Origin of the sequence: Micromonospora sp. NPDC050495, from assembly GCF_040655175.1 — a bacterium.
GTDB lineage: Bacteria > Actinomycetota > Actinomycetes > Mycobacteriales > Micromonosporaceae > Micromonospora.
In genome coordinates, this window is sequence record NZ_JBFAJK010000030.1 from 49,160 (window position 1) to 64,227 (window position 15,068).

Sequence of the window (15,068 nt, forward strand, 5' to 3'; positions counted from 1 at the left end):
TGCCCAGCGTCCGCAGTCCACCGTTCAGGCGCTCGGATCTACACAGAGCACCGCGACGACATTCCGCCACATTGCCGACGCCTATGGTCAGCCGGGCTGGCCGATTACCTGCGCTCGATCGCCTCGGAACGGCAGGCGATGCAGCGGTGCGCGGGCTGGCCAATGTGCCCAGGACGCTTGCACAGTTCACCACCGCCGGTGTTTGACACCGCTGCCCGCGGCCAGGTGGTCCCGGCTGGGACCGCAGCCCGCCGGTTCGTCGGCAGAAACCGCCGCCATCCAGGAGCGGGTGTCTCGGCCTTCAATTGGTCTTCATTACTTCGGGTGACACGTTGGCTGTCACCCCCGGCGGCCGAATCTGTCACCCCCGCCTGTTGTTCTGTCACCCCTGCTGCGGGTGTGGTCCGTCGGTTCGGTTGCGCCAGCCGGTAGACGCGGGTGGCGATGCCGGCGACCTTCGACACCACGAGGCGACCCAGTTGCACGAGCTTGGCCAGGCATCGTTGCACGGTGCGTTCGGAGCAGCCGACGTACTCGGCGAGGGTGGCCACGGACGGCCAGGCGTTGCCCTCACGGTTGGCGTGGGCGGCGATGGCAATGGCTACCGCTCGCTCGTTCTTCCCAAGGTCTTTTGTGGTGAGCAGGGCAGCCTTGACGGCTTGACTCATGGCTTGCGTATCTCCGTCCGTCAGGGTCCGGTGCGCCTGTGGTGGCGCCCCGGGCCGATTTCTGGCTTGAAACCGCCGGTACGTCCGGTACGGCGGTGCGATACGTGGGCGAGCTCAGTTGCTGCGGGGTTCTTCACCGACGCCAGGAAGCTGACGACATCGGCGTGAGAGCCGGTCGGGGCAGCCGCGGGGGCGGGCATGCCGGGATACCTGAGGTCGGCGGTGAAGGCGGTTCTTGCGATCGCTCACGGCAGGCATCGCATGGCGGAGCTTGTAGGCCGAACCCAGGACTGGCCATCGCTTGCGCCTCTTCGTCAGCAGGCCCTGTCGGGGCGGTGGGGTGATGCTGCGGACTGCCGCCGATGGATCAGCCACCGGCGGACCCGATCGACGCTCAATCCGTCGTCGGGGTCAAGCCACCTCAGCCGGGACCGCCAGCGGACGTCAGCGGCATCGCAGATCAGAGGCTGAGCGACACGACCCACGGGGTCCGGGCAGCTGAGCGCACTGCTGCATCGGGCCGCCGCCCTGAATGTGGACTCACCGCACCGCACGTCACCGCAGGTCACCGCACACGTGCCTGCGGTTACGCCGCGACCTCGGTCCCCGCCGCAGGCGCTCTGCGGCCTGGACCGGCTGCCGGAGGGGCGACTCCCGGCTGCAACGTACGATGCTGACGCCGTCGCCCACGATATGCTCGGCGCCCGGCCGGCCCAGGGAGCCGACCAGCCCTCGGCACGGGCCTTGCCGGCTCCGGCTGCCGCAGGCAACTGCGGTCGCGGCGTTCTCTACCAGCTCCGCGTCCCAACTACCGGCGCCCGGGCGGCTGCCGGACGGACGCACGGCGGGCGGGACGAAAACCGCGCATCCGCTGGAGCTGCCGCCCGGTGGCGGCCGACAGCAGCAGCATGGGCAGTCCGAAGCAAGCCACGACGACGGTGACCGCTCCGATGACCCTTTGGGTCATGGTGTGGCCCTTCCCTGAACACAAAAAAGGCCGGTCCCGCGCGGAGCGCGGCCGGGGACGGTGGCGCGAGGATGGAGACCGCGCCCGCGGATAGTTCGACGTCCGCGGGTCGTGCCGTGGGCGGGTGTGGCTGTCGCTCGGGCTGGCCGCCCGATCTCTCCTTCATGGGCGCGGTTGTGACGTGGGGGAGCCGCGCTGGGTGTGGGCCGGGGGCGGCGGCACGGGCCACTGCCGCCCCCGGCCAGGGGGTGGATGGGGACGGTCAGACCTTGAGTAGGTCGAAGGCGGCCATCTTCAGGTCACCGACCCTGCCGGTGACAACCCGGTTGGCGCGGACGGTGTCGTTCTTGGCGGGCTGGTAGTGGTCAAGGTATTCGGTGATGGCCTGGTAGCCGGCCCAGCGGCTGCCGGTGATGTGTTTCTGGGTGTCGGCCTCGCGGATGAGGTACTTGAGGGTGCCGATCCGCTGCTTGGCGTTGTTGCGGGTTTGTTCGGAGGCGTTGTCCTTGACCGGCCAGACCTGCGCCACCACGTTCTCGAACTCGCGCATGGTGAGTTCGGTCTGCAGCATCCGTTCGGCGGCCTTCTCGAAGGTCTCCACGTACTTCCACATCAGGCCCAGCGCCTCCCGAGCCTGACTGATCTGGGAGTTGACGTTGCAGGTGTGCCGGAACGTGTAGTGGCCGACCGCACGCCGGAAGGCGGCGCGTTGCGTGTTCGCGCAGACCACGCGAATCGGGCTGGCGTCCACGCGCAGGGCGGCGCTGCCATCGTGGGACGTGGTGCCGATCAGGTACATGTCCAGCCGGTCCACCCCACCGATCTCCATCGCGTCGGGCAGCTTCATCGTGACGAACACGCTCTTGCCGCGGCGGAGGCTGCCGGCGGTCTCGAAGTGGGCGCCGCCCACCTGATCGACGAGCCGGTCGAGCATCTCGGCGCACTGCTCGTTCTGGACCACCGTGTAGTCGGTGCCGACGACGCCCAGGTACTCGGTGTCGCCGGTGACCGGGTTGCGGCGCACGGTCATCCGCTTGTCGTCGGCGGGGATCTGCACCTCGACGCCGTCCACGACATCGATGCCGACGGTGCGGATGGTGCGCACACCCCAGCCGCCGAGCCGGGCCGCGGCCATGATCTCCTCGGCCTTCATCGTGTTCTGCGTGACGGTGCCGAGCTGGTGCCAGGCCGACACGCGGGCGCTGGCGAAGGCGGTGATTCCGTCCGCGAACGTTTCGAGTTCGTGCGGCACGTATCTCTCCTCTAAATGTTCTGTGGGGGCCGAGCCCAACGGGCCCGGCCCCGGGATGGGGATGAGGTGGTCAGGACTGCTCGACGGCCGTGCCGCTGTCGGCCGGCGCCGGGTAGGCGAAGGTCAGCGGCGCGTCGGAGACCAGGACGATGCGCCCGGCGGCAGCGGCCTTGGTGCAGTTGTTGCGCACCGCCCCGGAACTGACGGCGCGGCCGAGCTGCCCGCCGATGGCGGTGGCGATGTCCTGCGGGGTCATCGCCGCCCCGGGGGCGGCGGCCAGCACGTCAAGGGTGAGCTTCTCCAGCACGCCCCGGCCGAACGGTTGGCTGCCGTCGGCGTTGACGGTGACGTCGCTGCGCCGGCCCCCGCTGCCCGCGTTGCCCGACGTCCGGGGGCCCGGACGGGTGGGCAGGGTGACGACGTGGGTCTTCTCGTCTGGGCCGACGACGTGCAGGGTGCCGTCCGACCGGATCAGCGGCAGTATCGTGGCCGTGACGTTCGGCGTGGTCGCTGCGCCGCGGATGAGGTGAAGGCAGAGCGGGCAGCGGGGCGGCTGCGGGTTCGGGTCGACCTCGCTGGCCTTGGTCGGGCCAGGGATCCACCGATCGGGCAGGTCGGGCCGCCGTCGGGCGGCATCGGCCTGCTCCATGACGGTGAGCAGGCGGGCGGCGGTGACGTGACCGATGCCGCTCTCGGCCACGACCACGTCGAGGGTGGCGCCGTCGTCGCCGTAGTCGGCCAGTACGCCTTTAATCGCCATGACCTTGCGGTCCCCGGGACGCGTCGGCTGCACCACCGTGACTGTCGGTGCCTCGCGGCCTTCATCGCTGTTGTCGGCGTCGTCGCAGGCCTTGTCGCTGGCGTCGATTCGGTCGCTCTCGTTCGCCGCTTCGGCGGTCTCCTGGTGGGCGTCGCCGTCGGTGTCGGTGTCGGGGTGGTCCGCCGGTTCGGTGTCGCCGGTGGCCGGGGCCGCGTCGACGGGGTCCGGGTCGGCGGGCTGCTCGGTCTCGTCCGCGCCGGCCGTGTGTGCGTCGCCGGGGCCCGCGACGTCGTCGGGTACGACGTCGGTGGCCGGGGTCGCGAGGGTCCACCGGGTCGGCGTGCCCTCCGCGGAGTCGGCGTCGGTGTGCACTGCGACGATCACCCCGGCGTCGGCCAGCGTCTTGATCGCCTTGTCGGTGGTCGAGCGGGCCTTGCCCGACCTGTCGGCCAGTTCGTGGACGTTGCCCTGACCGAGATCGGTCAAGGCATCGAGGACAGCCTGCGTGGCAGGTGTCAGGGACAGGTTTTCCATCGGGTTCCTTCCTCGGGAACGTGGGGTTGGGGATGCCCGGCACGGTGTTGTGCCGGGCGGTGGTGCGCCGGGTCGCGGAGCAACGGTCAGCGCGGCAGGCGCCCACAGCGGTGCGCTGCCGTGCTACGTGCTGGTGAATTACGGCCCGGTGGCCTCGGGGCTGCGCGTGATGCGGCCGAAGGGGGGACAGGGGCCGGAGTTGGTGGGCTCGGCGGCCGCCGCCTGCAGGATGGAGAGCTTGCCCTCGGCAGGGTGGTGGTAGGTGTCGGCGTCAGCCGGGGACAGGCGCAGATGTCCGGTGCCGACCTTCAGGTCCGACGACGTACGCGGCTGGTCGGCCCGGCGAATGGTTGCAGTGGGATTCGGTGTGGCCGGGACAACGAGGAGCGTGTCGGGTTGCCAGAGCGCCGCCGCCGGCGGCCCGGGGACGGGGTGCGGGGCTGGGATGGGGCGGCGGCGTGCTGGTCGAGGGCGGCCGGTTGTCGGCGCGACCCGGTGACCGATCGGGTTGTGGTGCGCTGTTAGCTGGGAAGGTGGGCGAGTTCGGCCGGGGTGAGCTGGGCGGGGGTGCGGCTGTGCCAGGCGTCGGAGTGACGCAGGTGCCACCAGCGCAGCAGCGACCGGCAGGCCGAGGCGAGTTCGTCGCACACCGGCAGCGGATACGCCATGCCGGCCTTGATGTGCAGATGCTGTGGGTCCGTGTAGGCGGTCGGCGCCCACCCCTGGTCAGTCTCGGTGACCTCGCCGACGACCCGGTTCGGGTAGGGGACGTCGAAGGCGGTGGCGGCCTCGGCGTCGGGCACCACCAGCCAGGTGTGCGGATCCTTGAGCCGCAGCGTCGCCACGCCATGTGACGGGTCGCTGCGCCGCAGGAGCAGGTGCCGCCGGTTGCCGTCGCCTATGGGCCGGTGGTTGCGCCAGGCGCGGTAGGCGGTGAGGAGTCCGGCCCCGAGGACGGTGTGCCGCTCGCGGGCGGTGAGCGCGTCGGTGAGAGCTTGGTGGTAGCCGGCCGAGTGCAGGTCGGCGCGGGCGGCCAGTTGTTGCCGGGCCGTGTCGGCGAGCACATCCAGGCGGGTGAGGGTCTGGTGGAGGCTGGTGGTGCTGGTGGTGAAGTCGCGTGCGGTCTTGTGCAGGACGCGGGCGAGGTCGCCGATCGGGCCGAGGTTCGCGGTGTCGTGGCGCCACAGCTGTTCGGGAAGGACGTCGTTGGTGTCGGCGGCGATGCGCCGAAGCGCCGGATCGGTCAGGAACATCGAAAGCCTCCTTTGTGGGCCTCGGAGTTGCGGGCATGCGCAGGGCCGGTCGCGGCGGGGCGGCGACCGGTCGACCGTGGATTCAGGCGAGGGGGTTTAGGCGAGGGCGACGGCGCACAGTCGTGCGTTGGAGCGCAGGCTGCGCAGGTAGGCGCAGGCCTCGTTGAGGAAGCGGAGGCGGTCGGCGACGGAGGCGCTGGCCGTGATGAGTAGCCGGCCGTCGGTGGTGATCAGCGCGTCGCCGATCAGCGCGATGCGCCAGTAGAGCCCGACGTAGGTGTTTTCACCGGCCTGGTAGACGGACAGCTCGTAGGGGTCGAACGAGTGGGCGAGCATCGCCAGCACTCGGGGTTGCTGCTCGAAGCGGCGACGGGCCTCGTTCAGCGTGACCTTGGCCGGGTCGGCGAGGTGCTGAGCGAGGTAGTCCTCCCACGGGCGGGCGGGCCTGGTGGTGGCGCCGATGTGCGCGTTCCAGGCGCGCCATCGTCGGGCGGCGCCGTGGGCGGCCATCGCGGCGGTGCCGGTCAGGTCGAGGCGGCTCTTGCGGCCCCCGGCGGCCGTGGTGACCGCGCCGAAGCAGCGGGCGGCGTCGAGCAGGTGGTAGCCGAAGAAGCGGGTCAGCCAGCCGATGAGGCGGCGGTGACGGACGTGGTAGCGGCGGGAAGGGGTGCCGTGAGCGTGCAGATGGTTGTGGACTTTCTCCGAGGCGGCGAACCAGTCGGCGTCGTCGCCGGCGGTGAAGCAGACGGTGACGACCTGAACGGTGAGCGGCCTGGGGGTGGGCATGACACAGTGCTCCCTTCGCAAAGGATATGAATGAGCGCGCGGTGGGGTCACCGGATCGCGGCGTCTGAGCCGGGGAAGCTGCCGGGAACGATGCTGCGGGCGGGGACCGCGAGCCGACCACAAATGGGTGGGCTGTCGGTGATCCCGCAGCGCGGGCAGGTCCGAGGAGGACAGACGGGCGGCGGCGCGAGCAAAGGTGAGCCTGCACCGTAGCGTCGTGACCTGACAGCACAAGCCCGGTCGGACGTTGCGGCCACGCCGCTGGCCTGCGATGACAGGCTCAGCCGCGCGGCTGTCAGGATCTGTCAGAGGACGAAGGTCCCGTCGTCGTCGTAGTTCGGGTTGTCCGCCACGGGCTGGCCGTGGTCGCTGGGCAGCGCGGCCAGCCGTATCCGGCCGGTGGCGGCGGCCGGAAGCCAGACCGCGTCGGCGGGCTCGCTGGTGTGGGTGGCGGTGGCCACCGCAACGTCGCCACGCCGGGCCCTAAGGAGCCGGTGGAGGTGTTCCTCGCGCTGCTCGCTGCCGAGCCAGAACAGCACCGGATAGCGGGGGCCGCCGCGGCGGATCAGCTGTGCGTACCGGTCGAGCTTGGCCACCACCCGGGTCAGGGGTTCGGTGCCGGTGTCGGCCTCCAGGAAGAACCCGACCGTGGTGTCGTCGACGCTCCACAGGCCGTGTCCGTCGGCGGTGATGGTCCGGTACTGCTTGGTGGTCAGCGACTCGGACCACCACCGGTCCAGTCGCGTCTCGGGGTGCCGGCGGGCGTGCGCGGTGAGCCGGACGAAGAACTCGTTCGTGGTGAGCAGGTGCGCCAGGTGCGGGTTCGCCGACAGCCGCTGTGCTGTCTGCCGACTGGTGCGGAGGGTGGGTTCGGGCCGCTGGTGGGCGGCGGCCTGGAATCGGTGCCCGTGGTGGCCGAGGGTCCAGTGCCACGGCTGGCTGCCACCGCCGTCGCGGGCGAACCGGAACCGGTCGAGCAGGCCCAGGGCGGCCAGCTCACCGAGTCGGATCTGGCAGGTACGTCGGGCGTGGAACAGCATGCGCTGGATCTGGTCGGTGGTGAGGACCTGGTGGTCGTCGAGGAGCTGCAGGAGCAGCCGGTCGCGGCTGGTGATGTGGGGGTAGATGGTCAGCAGGGAGGCGGAGCGCGATTGCGGCATAGAGGGTTCACCCCGTGGAAAGAGAGTCCCGTAGGGAGTCTGGATGAGTCGATCTTGGGATTGGGCTTGCCGTCGGCCGTGTTCGGGCAGGCCAGGTACCTGACAGGCCAGATGCAGAGGGCTCGTCTGGGGCCTCGTGTCGCGGACACCCTCAAACGAGCCCTCGATGCCGGACCCGGTCGAGCCCTGAAACGAGCGGCCCCGCCCGGTCAGCGTTCGCGAGAGGTCATGCGCCGGCGCATCGCCGTGCGGGCGAGCTGCTGCATCGGCGGCTCGCCGTCAGCCCGCCGGTGCGCAGCCGCGCACGCCTGCCGGATGGCGGTCGCCTCACCGACGACCGGCGCCGGTGGGTTCGTGGTGAAGGTGAAGGCCGGCAGTTCCCGGTTGCCGACCAGCAGCCGGGCGGCGGCGGTGTAGACGTCGAGGTGCGCGAGGTCGTGCTCGTCGAGTTCGGGTCTGGTGTGCCGGGACAGCTCGCGTGCGTCGGCGGGGTCGACGGTGAAGAACACCTTGCTGCGCGCGTTCGCCGACACCGCCGCCGCCACGTCGTGCGGTAGTTGCGCCAGGTCCTGGTGCGCCAGGACCAGACCGAGCCGGAACCCGCGGGCCTCGGCCAGCATGTCTCCGACGCTGCCCGGCAGGGTCAGGAAGTTCTGACACTCGTCGACATACAGGCAGGCGTCCCTGCGCTGGTCTTCGGGGGTGCAGGCGCGGGCGATGGCGGCCTGCCAGACTCGGGCGACGATCAGCGAGCCCAGGATGCGGCTGGTCTCCTCGCCGAGGATGCCCTTGGGTAGCCGGCACAGCAGCACCCCGCCGTCGAGCACCTGGCCCATGTCGAACGACGAGTGGGCGTTACCGATGACGCTCTTGACGAAGTCGCGCAGCAGGAACGCCCGCAGCCTCGCCAGGACCGGGGCGATGACCTGGCCGCGGAACTGGTCGTTGATGCCGTCGTACCAGAGCCAGAACCCGCCGAGCCCGTCCGGGTCATCCAGGCCGTGGGTGAACCGGCCCCGGAACTCCCGGTCCTGCAGCAGCGACGGCACCAGACTCAGGGTCGGTTTGGCGTGGCGCATCAGGGTCAGGCACGCCACCCGCATGGTGTCGTCCATGCGCGGACCCCACTGGCCCTGGAAGATCTTCGCGAAGATTCCCACCAGGTTGTCCACCGCCAGGTGCGGATCGCCCTGGTCGTCGAGGGGGTTGAAGCAGCCCGGGTTGTCCTGGTCCGGGTCGATGATGACGATCTTCTTCGCGTACGAGGTGGGAAGCCGGTCGAGGACGTCGGTGATCAGGTCCCCGCGCGGGTCGATGACGACCGTGCCCCGGCCGGCCTTGATGTCGGCGAGGATCATATTCAGCAGCAGGGTGGACTTGCCGACACCGGTCTTGCCGACCATGTGTACGTGCTGTCGGGCGTCGGTGACCTTCAGGCCGACGCTGTGCTGGCCGATCTGTGAGCGGCCGAGCACCTTCACGCTTCGCCCGCCGGAGGGCACCTGCACCGGCGCGGGCACGGCCTTGGCCCGCGCCCGGTCCAGGCCTGGCACGGCGAGGTCCTGCGGTAGCGCGGCGAGGGCGGCGAGTTCCGGCACGGTGGCCAGGAATCCGCGCCGCAACCTGCGGCCCGCGAGCGTGGCCACCGGCTGCGCCATCCGCATCCGCCGCAGCCGGTTCGGGCCGGTGTAGGTGGCGGCGGCGGACGCGAGCGTGTGTCGGAGCCCGGCCAGACGCTTGTGGACCTGCGCGCTTCGCCGTCTGTCCGGCGGGGTGCGGTCGGGATCGGTGGCCACGGCGTACCGGATGGCGATCTCGAAGTGCGGCACCCGCACCGCCTTGTCCACGATTGTGCGGGCGTCGGCGCTGGCGACCGGGTCTCGCTCCACGACCCGCCCGGCCGCGACCGGGGTACGCGGCCGGGACGGGCCGGGGCTGACGATGTCGAGCAGCCAGAGCAGGGGTTCGATGGCCAGCTGTGCCGCACGGGAAGCGGCGTGGGCGGCGGCGTCGGGTCGGCCGTGGGGATGGGTGCTGACGGTGGCTGCTGCCCGCCGGGCCGCGCGGACGCGGCGGGCAGACGCGGGGCGGGCGAGGATCTGCACGCACGCGTGCTCGCGGTGCCGTACTTCGCCGCCGGCGGCGAGCAGCGTGCGTAACGGGTCTGCGTCGTGGTCGCTGCGCAGCGGCAGCCCGTCGGTGTGCTGCGGCCAGTGCGCGCCTCCCACCTCGTCACCTACCTCGGTGGGGATGGGCGCTGCGGCGTCGGTGGCGGTCATGGTCGCGGCGGGCCAGGCTGCTCGAACGGCCGCCTCGACAGCGCCCGGTGGCACCGTGGCGGGCACCCACACCCGGATGGTCAGTGCGCGGCCGGTCCAGGTGTACTCCCAGGCGACATGCGGACAGCCGAACACCCGGCGTCGCCACCCCGAGGGCGGCGTCAGCACACCCATGAGGGTGGTCCAGAACGCGGCGGCGGCTTCGGCGGTGACCTGCGGCGGGGCGGCGATGGTCAGCCACCGCGCGCCGGTCAGGAGCCGCCGGTGCCGCCAGGCGAGCACCGCGTCGTGGGCGACCACCGCCGCGACGATCGCGGTGGCGGCGAGGACGCCGAGCCACGGCCGGGCGATGACCCACTGCCAGAGCGCGGTGGGCCAGGTCGGGGTGATGGTCATACAGCCTCCCCGATGCCGGTGACGGCGATGGTGTGCTCTGCCGCCGACCCGACGGCGCGGAAGGGGATCCGGCTGCGTCCGGCGACGAGCAGCCCTTCACCCCGGGGCGTGGAGAGCAGCAGCCGTGATTCGCCGGCGGTCAGGTTGAACGCCTCGCTGACGGCGTCGATGGACTGGGTGCTCTGGCGCATCAGCACCTGGGTGGCGGCGTTGGACACCACGGCGAGACCGAGGTCGGTCGACAGGACGTCGGCCGCGTCCTGGGTGATCACGCACAGCCCGGCGGAACGTTTGCGGGCGGCTTTGGCCATCCGGAACAGGAACCGTGCGCCTTCGCCGTCGCGCATCAGCAGCCACGCCTCGTCCACCACGACGAGCCGCCGTCGTTGCCGGCCGGCGTCGGTGGGGGTGTCGATGCTCGACCAGATGGCGTCGAGGGCCAGCAGGGTTCCCACGGTGCGCAGCTCGTCGGGAAGGTGCCGCAGCGACCACACGACCAGGTGCCCGCCCGGTGTGGTGGTGGTCGGCCCGTCGAAGAGGTTGGCGAAGTTGCCGACCGTCCAGGGGGCGAGGCGGGCGGCGAGCTGCTCGGCGGCGGGGTCGTCGTCGGCGTCGAGGCAGGCGGCCAGGTCGCGCAGCAGCGGCGCCGGCCTGCTCCAGGTAGCGGGGTCGGCGGTGATGCCGGCCTTGTGGTAGGCGCTGATGATGGCCCGATCAAGGGCCGCGCGTTCGGCCGGCGGCGGCATCTGCCCGAGCATGACCGAGATCAGGGTGTGCAGGTAGAGGCCCCGCCGGGTGAGGGCGTCGGCCCGGCCGTCGGCCGGCAGGTCGAAGGGATTGACGCGTACGCCCGGCTGGCCGAGCTGCACGACGATCCCGCCGACGTGCTCGGCGAGCGGCCGGTACTCGTCCTCCGGGTCGATGACGGCGACCGCCGTGCCCTGGTACAGGTTGCGCAGCACCTCCAGCTTGACGAAGTAGCTCTTGCCCGCGCCCGATTGGGCCAGGACCACGCTGTTGTGGTTGTCCTGCGCCCATCGGTCCCAGATCAGCACCCCGTTGCTGGTGGTGTTGACCCCGTACAGCACCCCCTCAGGTGCGGCGACGGTGCCGGGGGAGGGGGCGGCGAGGTCGGCCGAGGCGAGGGGGAACGCCGCCGCGAGGGCGGTGGTGTCCAGGATGCGGCGCATCCGCAGCGGATCCACCCCCACCGGCAGGGTGGCCACCCAGCCCTGCTGGTGGCGGAACGTCGCCGGCTGCAGATCCAGCAACACACTCGCCGCCGCCGACTTCACCCCGGCGGCGCCGGCAGCGAGCTCGTCGAGGGTGCGGGCGTGCACGGTGACGTAGATGCCGACCTCGAACAGCTTCGCCGCGCCGCGGGCGACGCGCTCGGCGAGGTCCGCGGCGTCGGCCGCCGCCGCCTCCACCATCGGATCCCCCAGCCGCCCCTGGTCGACGTCGAGACGCCGGGAGGATTCGAGGCGGGCACGTTGGCGCTTGAGCATCGGCGCCGCCAAGGACGCCGGCACCGGCTCCAGATGCACCGCGACGTCGACCCGGCCGGGATAGGACAGCAGCGGCTCCAACCACGCCGGACCGACCTCGGCCGGGTAGCCGCACACCACGTACGTGGCGGCGTAACCGTCACCGACCTGCACATGCCACGGCGTGACCGACAACGCGGCCGGGGCGGGCATGCCCTCCCCGGCAGCGACACTGCTTCTGAACGTCTTCCACAGGTTCACGATGTGCTCCGCACGGTGATCGGGGTGCCGGGCACCGCACGAGGGCCCGGCACCGGAGGAGAGAACGGGTCGACCGCAGTCGCGAGGGCCGCCGCAACCGCAGGCCCGTCCAGGGCCGCTGCCTCCACACCGAGCCCGGACAGCGTCCGCACGGCGGCGTCGGCGCCGTGCTCACCACTGACGACTGCCAGTACCTGGCGACGCAACGGATCCCGGTCACGGTCGAGGTCGAGCAGGAACTCGACGTAGTCGCCCGCCGCCCTCTGCAAGGCGGGATGGGGCAGGCGAGGCGCCTGGTTGACGGTGGCCTGCGCGTAGACGGTGATGTCGTGGCGTTGAGCGGCCACGACGATCTGCGCCGCACCGGTCAGGCTGTTGAGGAACCGACCGAAGCCGTCCAGCAACGCGGCCTGCTCGCCGCCGGTACGCAGATGGATGTTCGTGGTGCCGCAGGTGATCAGGACCTTGGTGCTGCCCTCGCTGGTCAGGACTCCGGTCGGGCTGATCGTGGTGACGGGCGAGCGCAGGGGCGCCGGAAGGACCGGTTTGCCGGCGACGCTGGCGACCGTGCTCGGGCGGGCATGCCCCGGAGCCAGCACGGGCGGGCTGTCGCCGAGCGCGAAGCCGTGCCGCAGCCACACGTCCAGGGGCAGGCCGTCGCGGCGGCCGAGCGCGAGCACCACGGCGGCCGCAAACAAGATGAGCCCGGCGACGGCCCAGGCCACCGGTGGCAGCAGGGCACCGAACACGCCGTGAACGCCGTAGCCGACGAGCCCAGCACCGCCGATGATGGCCAACTGCCGAAACGTCAACCCGAACGCGATGCGATCGGCCTCGTTGACGTTGGCCGGCACCACCGCCCGGGGTGTCGTGTCGTCGCTGTTCATCGGCCACCTCGCGCAGCGGTACGACCGATGCGGCCCAGGGGCAGGCGGCGGGTGACGGACTGGATGAACACCGCCCGCAGCAGAACCCCGCCCATGCTCGGTGAACCCTTGCCCGTCACATACCGGCCGAGCATGCCGGGGATCCGGACGGTGCTCCACAGCAGCACGGCAACCAGCAGCAGGTTCAGCACATCCGAGCCCGGCAGGCCGAGCACCACCGGCAGGTTCGCGTCCGGGTCGACCAGCAGATGGACACCGGTCGACAACGTGACCGCCTGCACCATCGGGGTGCCGAGGCACGCCAGCACGCTGCGCCACCACAGCCCGGCGACACCCTGCGTCCACGGCGTGGCGTAGCAGGCGAGCGCGACCGGGGCGACCCCTGCGAGGACCACCAGCGTCACCACCCGCGCCACCCAGCCGGCCACGAGGGCGAACATCAGGACGACGATGAACAGACCGATGATCGTGGCGATCAGCGCGCTGCTCGGATCGGTGAGAGCGGCGCCCACGTGAGCTCGGGCCATGGTGACCGTCTTGACGGCCGGCGCAGCCGTGCCCACCATGGCCGCCGTCAACGCGTTCGCGATGTCGATGAGCGCCGCGCACAACGGCACCGCGAAGTGCGACATCACCAGCCCGACGACCAGCCGGGGCAGGAGGTCCTTCAGCGTGTAGCGGACGTCGACCGAGCCGCTGACCATCGTGGCGACGCCTGCGGCGATGATCGCCAGGACGAAGCAGGCACTGACGACCAGGGAGCTTTTGCCCGCGATCGTGGTCACCTGCGGTAGGGCGGTGACGTCCGGAGATAGAAACATCGAGGACGTCAGGAAGGCCAGGAGCCCGCCGAGCAGGTCCAACACCCGCCCGGCGAGCCACTGCACCATCTCGTCCATCCACCAGCTGGCCATCGCAGGATCCCTCAGCCGCCGAGGATGCCCTGCAGGACCTGCAGGATCACCGGCGCCAACACCGTGAGGGCATAGCCGATCAGCGCCGACCTGAAGTTGCCCTTGGCCTGGTCAATTTGCGCCGGGTCACCACCGGCGGCCATGTACCGCAGGCCGCCGATGACCAGGAACATCGTGGCGACGAGGGCGGTCAGGCCCATGATCCAGCTGGTGGCGTCGGCGATGACCTGGGCGATGCTCTTCGGTGCCGCTGGCGCCTCGGGTGCCGCAGCGGCGAGGTCGTTGAGAAGAGACAGAGTGGTGTGCATGGGGCTGCTCCACGAGGAACCGGTGGGCCGCCGCGGTGGGGACCAAGCGATGGACCGGTCTGGTGGGGGCGCTCCTCCCTTGCCTGATCGTCAAGGGCTGCGGTGTCAGTACGCCGCGCCAGCCATGCCAGACCGATGGCCTCGCCGGAAGGAGCGGTCCCCACCGGGCGGGCATGCCGTGGATGACATGCACCGCTCAGATCTCGGCTGTCAGGCCGATCGAACCCGCCACCGGCCTGTCAGGCCCTGACGCTGCCGGTCAGCGCTCGCCTTGCCGCGTGCTGAGGACCCGCGTCGCATACAGCCGAGGCCGCTCCAGGCGGATTGCTGGAGCGGCCTCGCGGCGAGACGAGTCGGGGAGGATCAGGCGGCGGTAGCGGCCTCGTCGCGCCTGCAGGTGCGGGTCGGGCCGGACAGGTCGCCTCGGGTGACGGCTGCGGCAACGACACGCTCGGCACGGCGGCGGCGCATCCGCAGGACCGGCGCGGTCACACCCTTCTCGACGGCCAGGCGCTCGATCAGCGCGTCGCCGAACCGGGTCGCGCTGATCAGCTCCGCAGCCTCCGCGGTGATAAGCCCAGCCGCTGCTGCCCGGCCGAGCAGCAGGTCCGGGTGCCCGTAGGGCATCCTCGGCGTACGCGATCCGTTCGACAGCTCGAACGGCAGTTCCTCGCCGTCGTCGGCCTTCACGACCGCGGCACCGGCGCGCCACGCCGCCCAGCACAGCCGCAGCCACAGCCGCGGCGGGGTGAGGTCCGCCGTACGCAGTGCCTGGAGGAACCCGGCGAGGACTTCGGAATCGACGTCGTCGGCGTGCCGGACGTCGCCGCGGCTGATCCTCGCCGCGAGGTGCGTCAGCGCGGGCAGCGCCACGCCGATCGCGCCGACGACCCAGGCCGGTCCCCAGTGGCGGGCGTGGTGGGCGAGCTGCCGCCACAGCGCGTCGGTGACGTCGCTGTCGTAGCGCTCGTAGAGCAGCAGATTACGCAGCTCGTCCAGCGGCATCGTCGTGTCCGGCAGGCCCGGTACCGGCCGGGCGTCGAAGACCAGCGGAGCTGGTTCACACGTCAACAGCTCGAACGCCTTCTCGGCGGTGGTCAACGCCGTGGCGGCCGTCCTCGTCCGGGTGATCGGTGTCATGGTGTTCCCCTCGGTC

12 protein-coding genes are annotated in these 15,068 nt (G+C 71.3%); all 12 read right to left on the reverse strand.

What is annotated here, in order from left to right; genetic code table 11:
- Positions 1-104: 104 nt before the first annotated feature.
- The 12 genes from AB0I11_RS24415 to AB0I11_RS24470 all read right to left on the reverse strand — a co-directional run bounded on the left by AB0I11_RS24415 (position 105) and on the right by AB0I11_RS24470 (position 15,052).
- Entirely contained in the window at positions 105-668 is a 564-nt protein-coding gene (locus AB0I11_RS24415; protein ID WP_357324803.1) for a helix-turn-helix domain-containing protein, read from the reverse strand.
- Between the two features lie 1,229 nt (positions 669-1,897).
- Positions 1,898-2,887, reverse strand: a complete 990-nt coding sequence (locus tag AB0I11_RS24420) for a DUF932 domain-containing protein (RefSeq protein WP_357324806.1) — start codon at positions 2,885-2,887, stop codon at positions 1,898-1,900.
- Positions 2,888-2,957: 70 nt separating this feature from the next.
- A complete protein-coding gene (locus AB0I11_RS24425) occupies positions 2,958-4,133 on the reverse strand; it encodes a MarR family transcriptional regulator (RefSeq protein ID WP_357324809.1) in 1,176 nt (391 codons plus the stop codon).
- Positions 4,134-4,702: 569 nt separating this feature from the next.
- Entirely contained in the window at positions 4,703-5,434 is a 732-nt protein-coding gene (locus AB0I11_RS24430) for a hypothetical protein (RefSeq protein WP_357324812.1), read from the reverse strand.
- Positions 5,435-5,530: 96 nt separating this feature from the next.
- Positions 5,531-6,220 (reverse strand): hypothetical protein, encoded by a 690-nt coding sequence (locus tag AB0I11_RS24435; protein ID WP_357324815.1) that lies wholly within the window; start codon positions 6,218-6,220, stop codon positions 5,531-5,533.
- Positions 6,221-6,525: 305 nt separating this feature from the next.
- Positions 6,526-7,380 carry a replication-relaxation family protein gene (locus tag AB0I11_RS24440; RefSeq protein ID WP_357324818.1) on the reverse strand — a complete coding sequence of 285 codons (855 nt, stop codon included), beginning with the start codon at positions 7,378-7,380 and terminating at the stop codon, positions 6,526-6,528.
- Between the two features lie 209 nt (positions 7,381-7,589).
- Complete coding sequence (locus tag AB0I11_RS24445) at positions 7,590-10,055, reverse strand: type IV secretion system DNA-binding domain-containing protein (protein WP_357324821.1); 2,466 nt, start codon at positions 10,053-10,055, stop codon at positions 7,590-7,592.
- Positions 10,052-11,755 (reverse strand): DUF87 domain-containing protein, encoded by a 1,704-nt coding sequence (locus tag AB0I11_RS24450; RefSeq protein ID WP_357324912.1) that lies wholly within the window; start codon positions 11,753-11,755, stop codon positions 10,052-10,054. The genes AB0I11_RS24445 and AB0I11_RS24450 overlap by 4 nt, the downstream gene beginning before the upstream one ends.
- 44 nt (positions 11,756-11,799) lie before the next feature.
- Entirely contained in the window at positions 11,800-12,690 is an 891-nt protein-coding gene (locus tag AB0I11_RS24455) for a PrgI family protein (RefSeq protein ID WP_357324824.1), read from the reverse strand.
- Entirely contained in the window at positions 12,687-13,604 is a 918-nt protein-coding gene (locus tag AB0I11_RS24460; RefSeq protein ID WP_357324827.1) for a conjugal transfer protein TrbL family protein, read from the reverse strand. The genes AB0I11_RS24455 and AB0I11_RS24460 overlap by 4 nt, the downstream gene beginning before the upstream one ends.
- Positions 13,605-13,615: 11 nt before the next feature.
- Complete coding sequence (locus AB0I11_RS24465; RefSeq protein WP_357324830.1) at positions 13,616-13,912, reverse strand: pilin; 297 nt, start codon at positions 13,910-13,912, stop codon at positions 13,616-13,618.
- Positions 13,913-14,275: 363 nt separating this feature from the next.
- Positions 14,276-15,052, reverse strand: a complete 777-nt coding sequence (locus AB0I11_RS24470) for a hypothetical protein (RefSeq protein WP_357324834.1) — start codon at positions 15,050-15,052, stop codon at positions 14,276-14,278.
- Positions 15,053-15,068 lie beyond the last annotated feature (16 nt).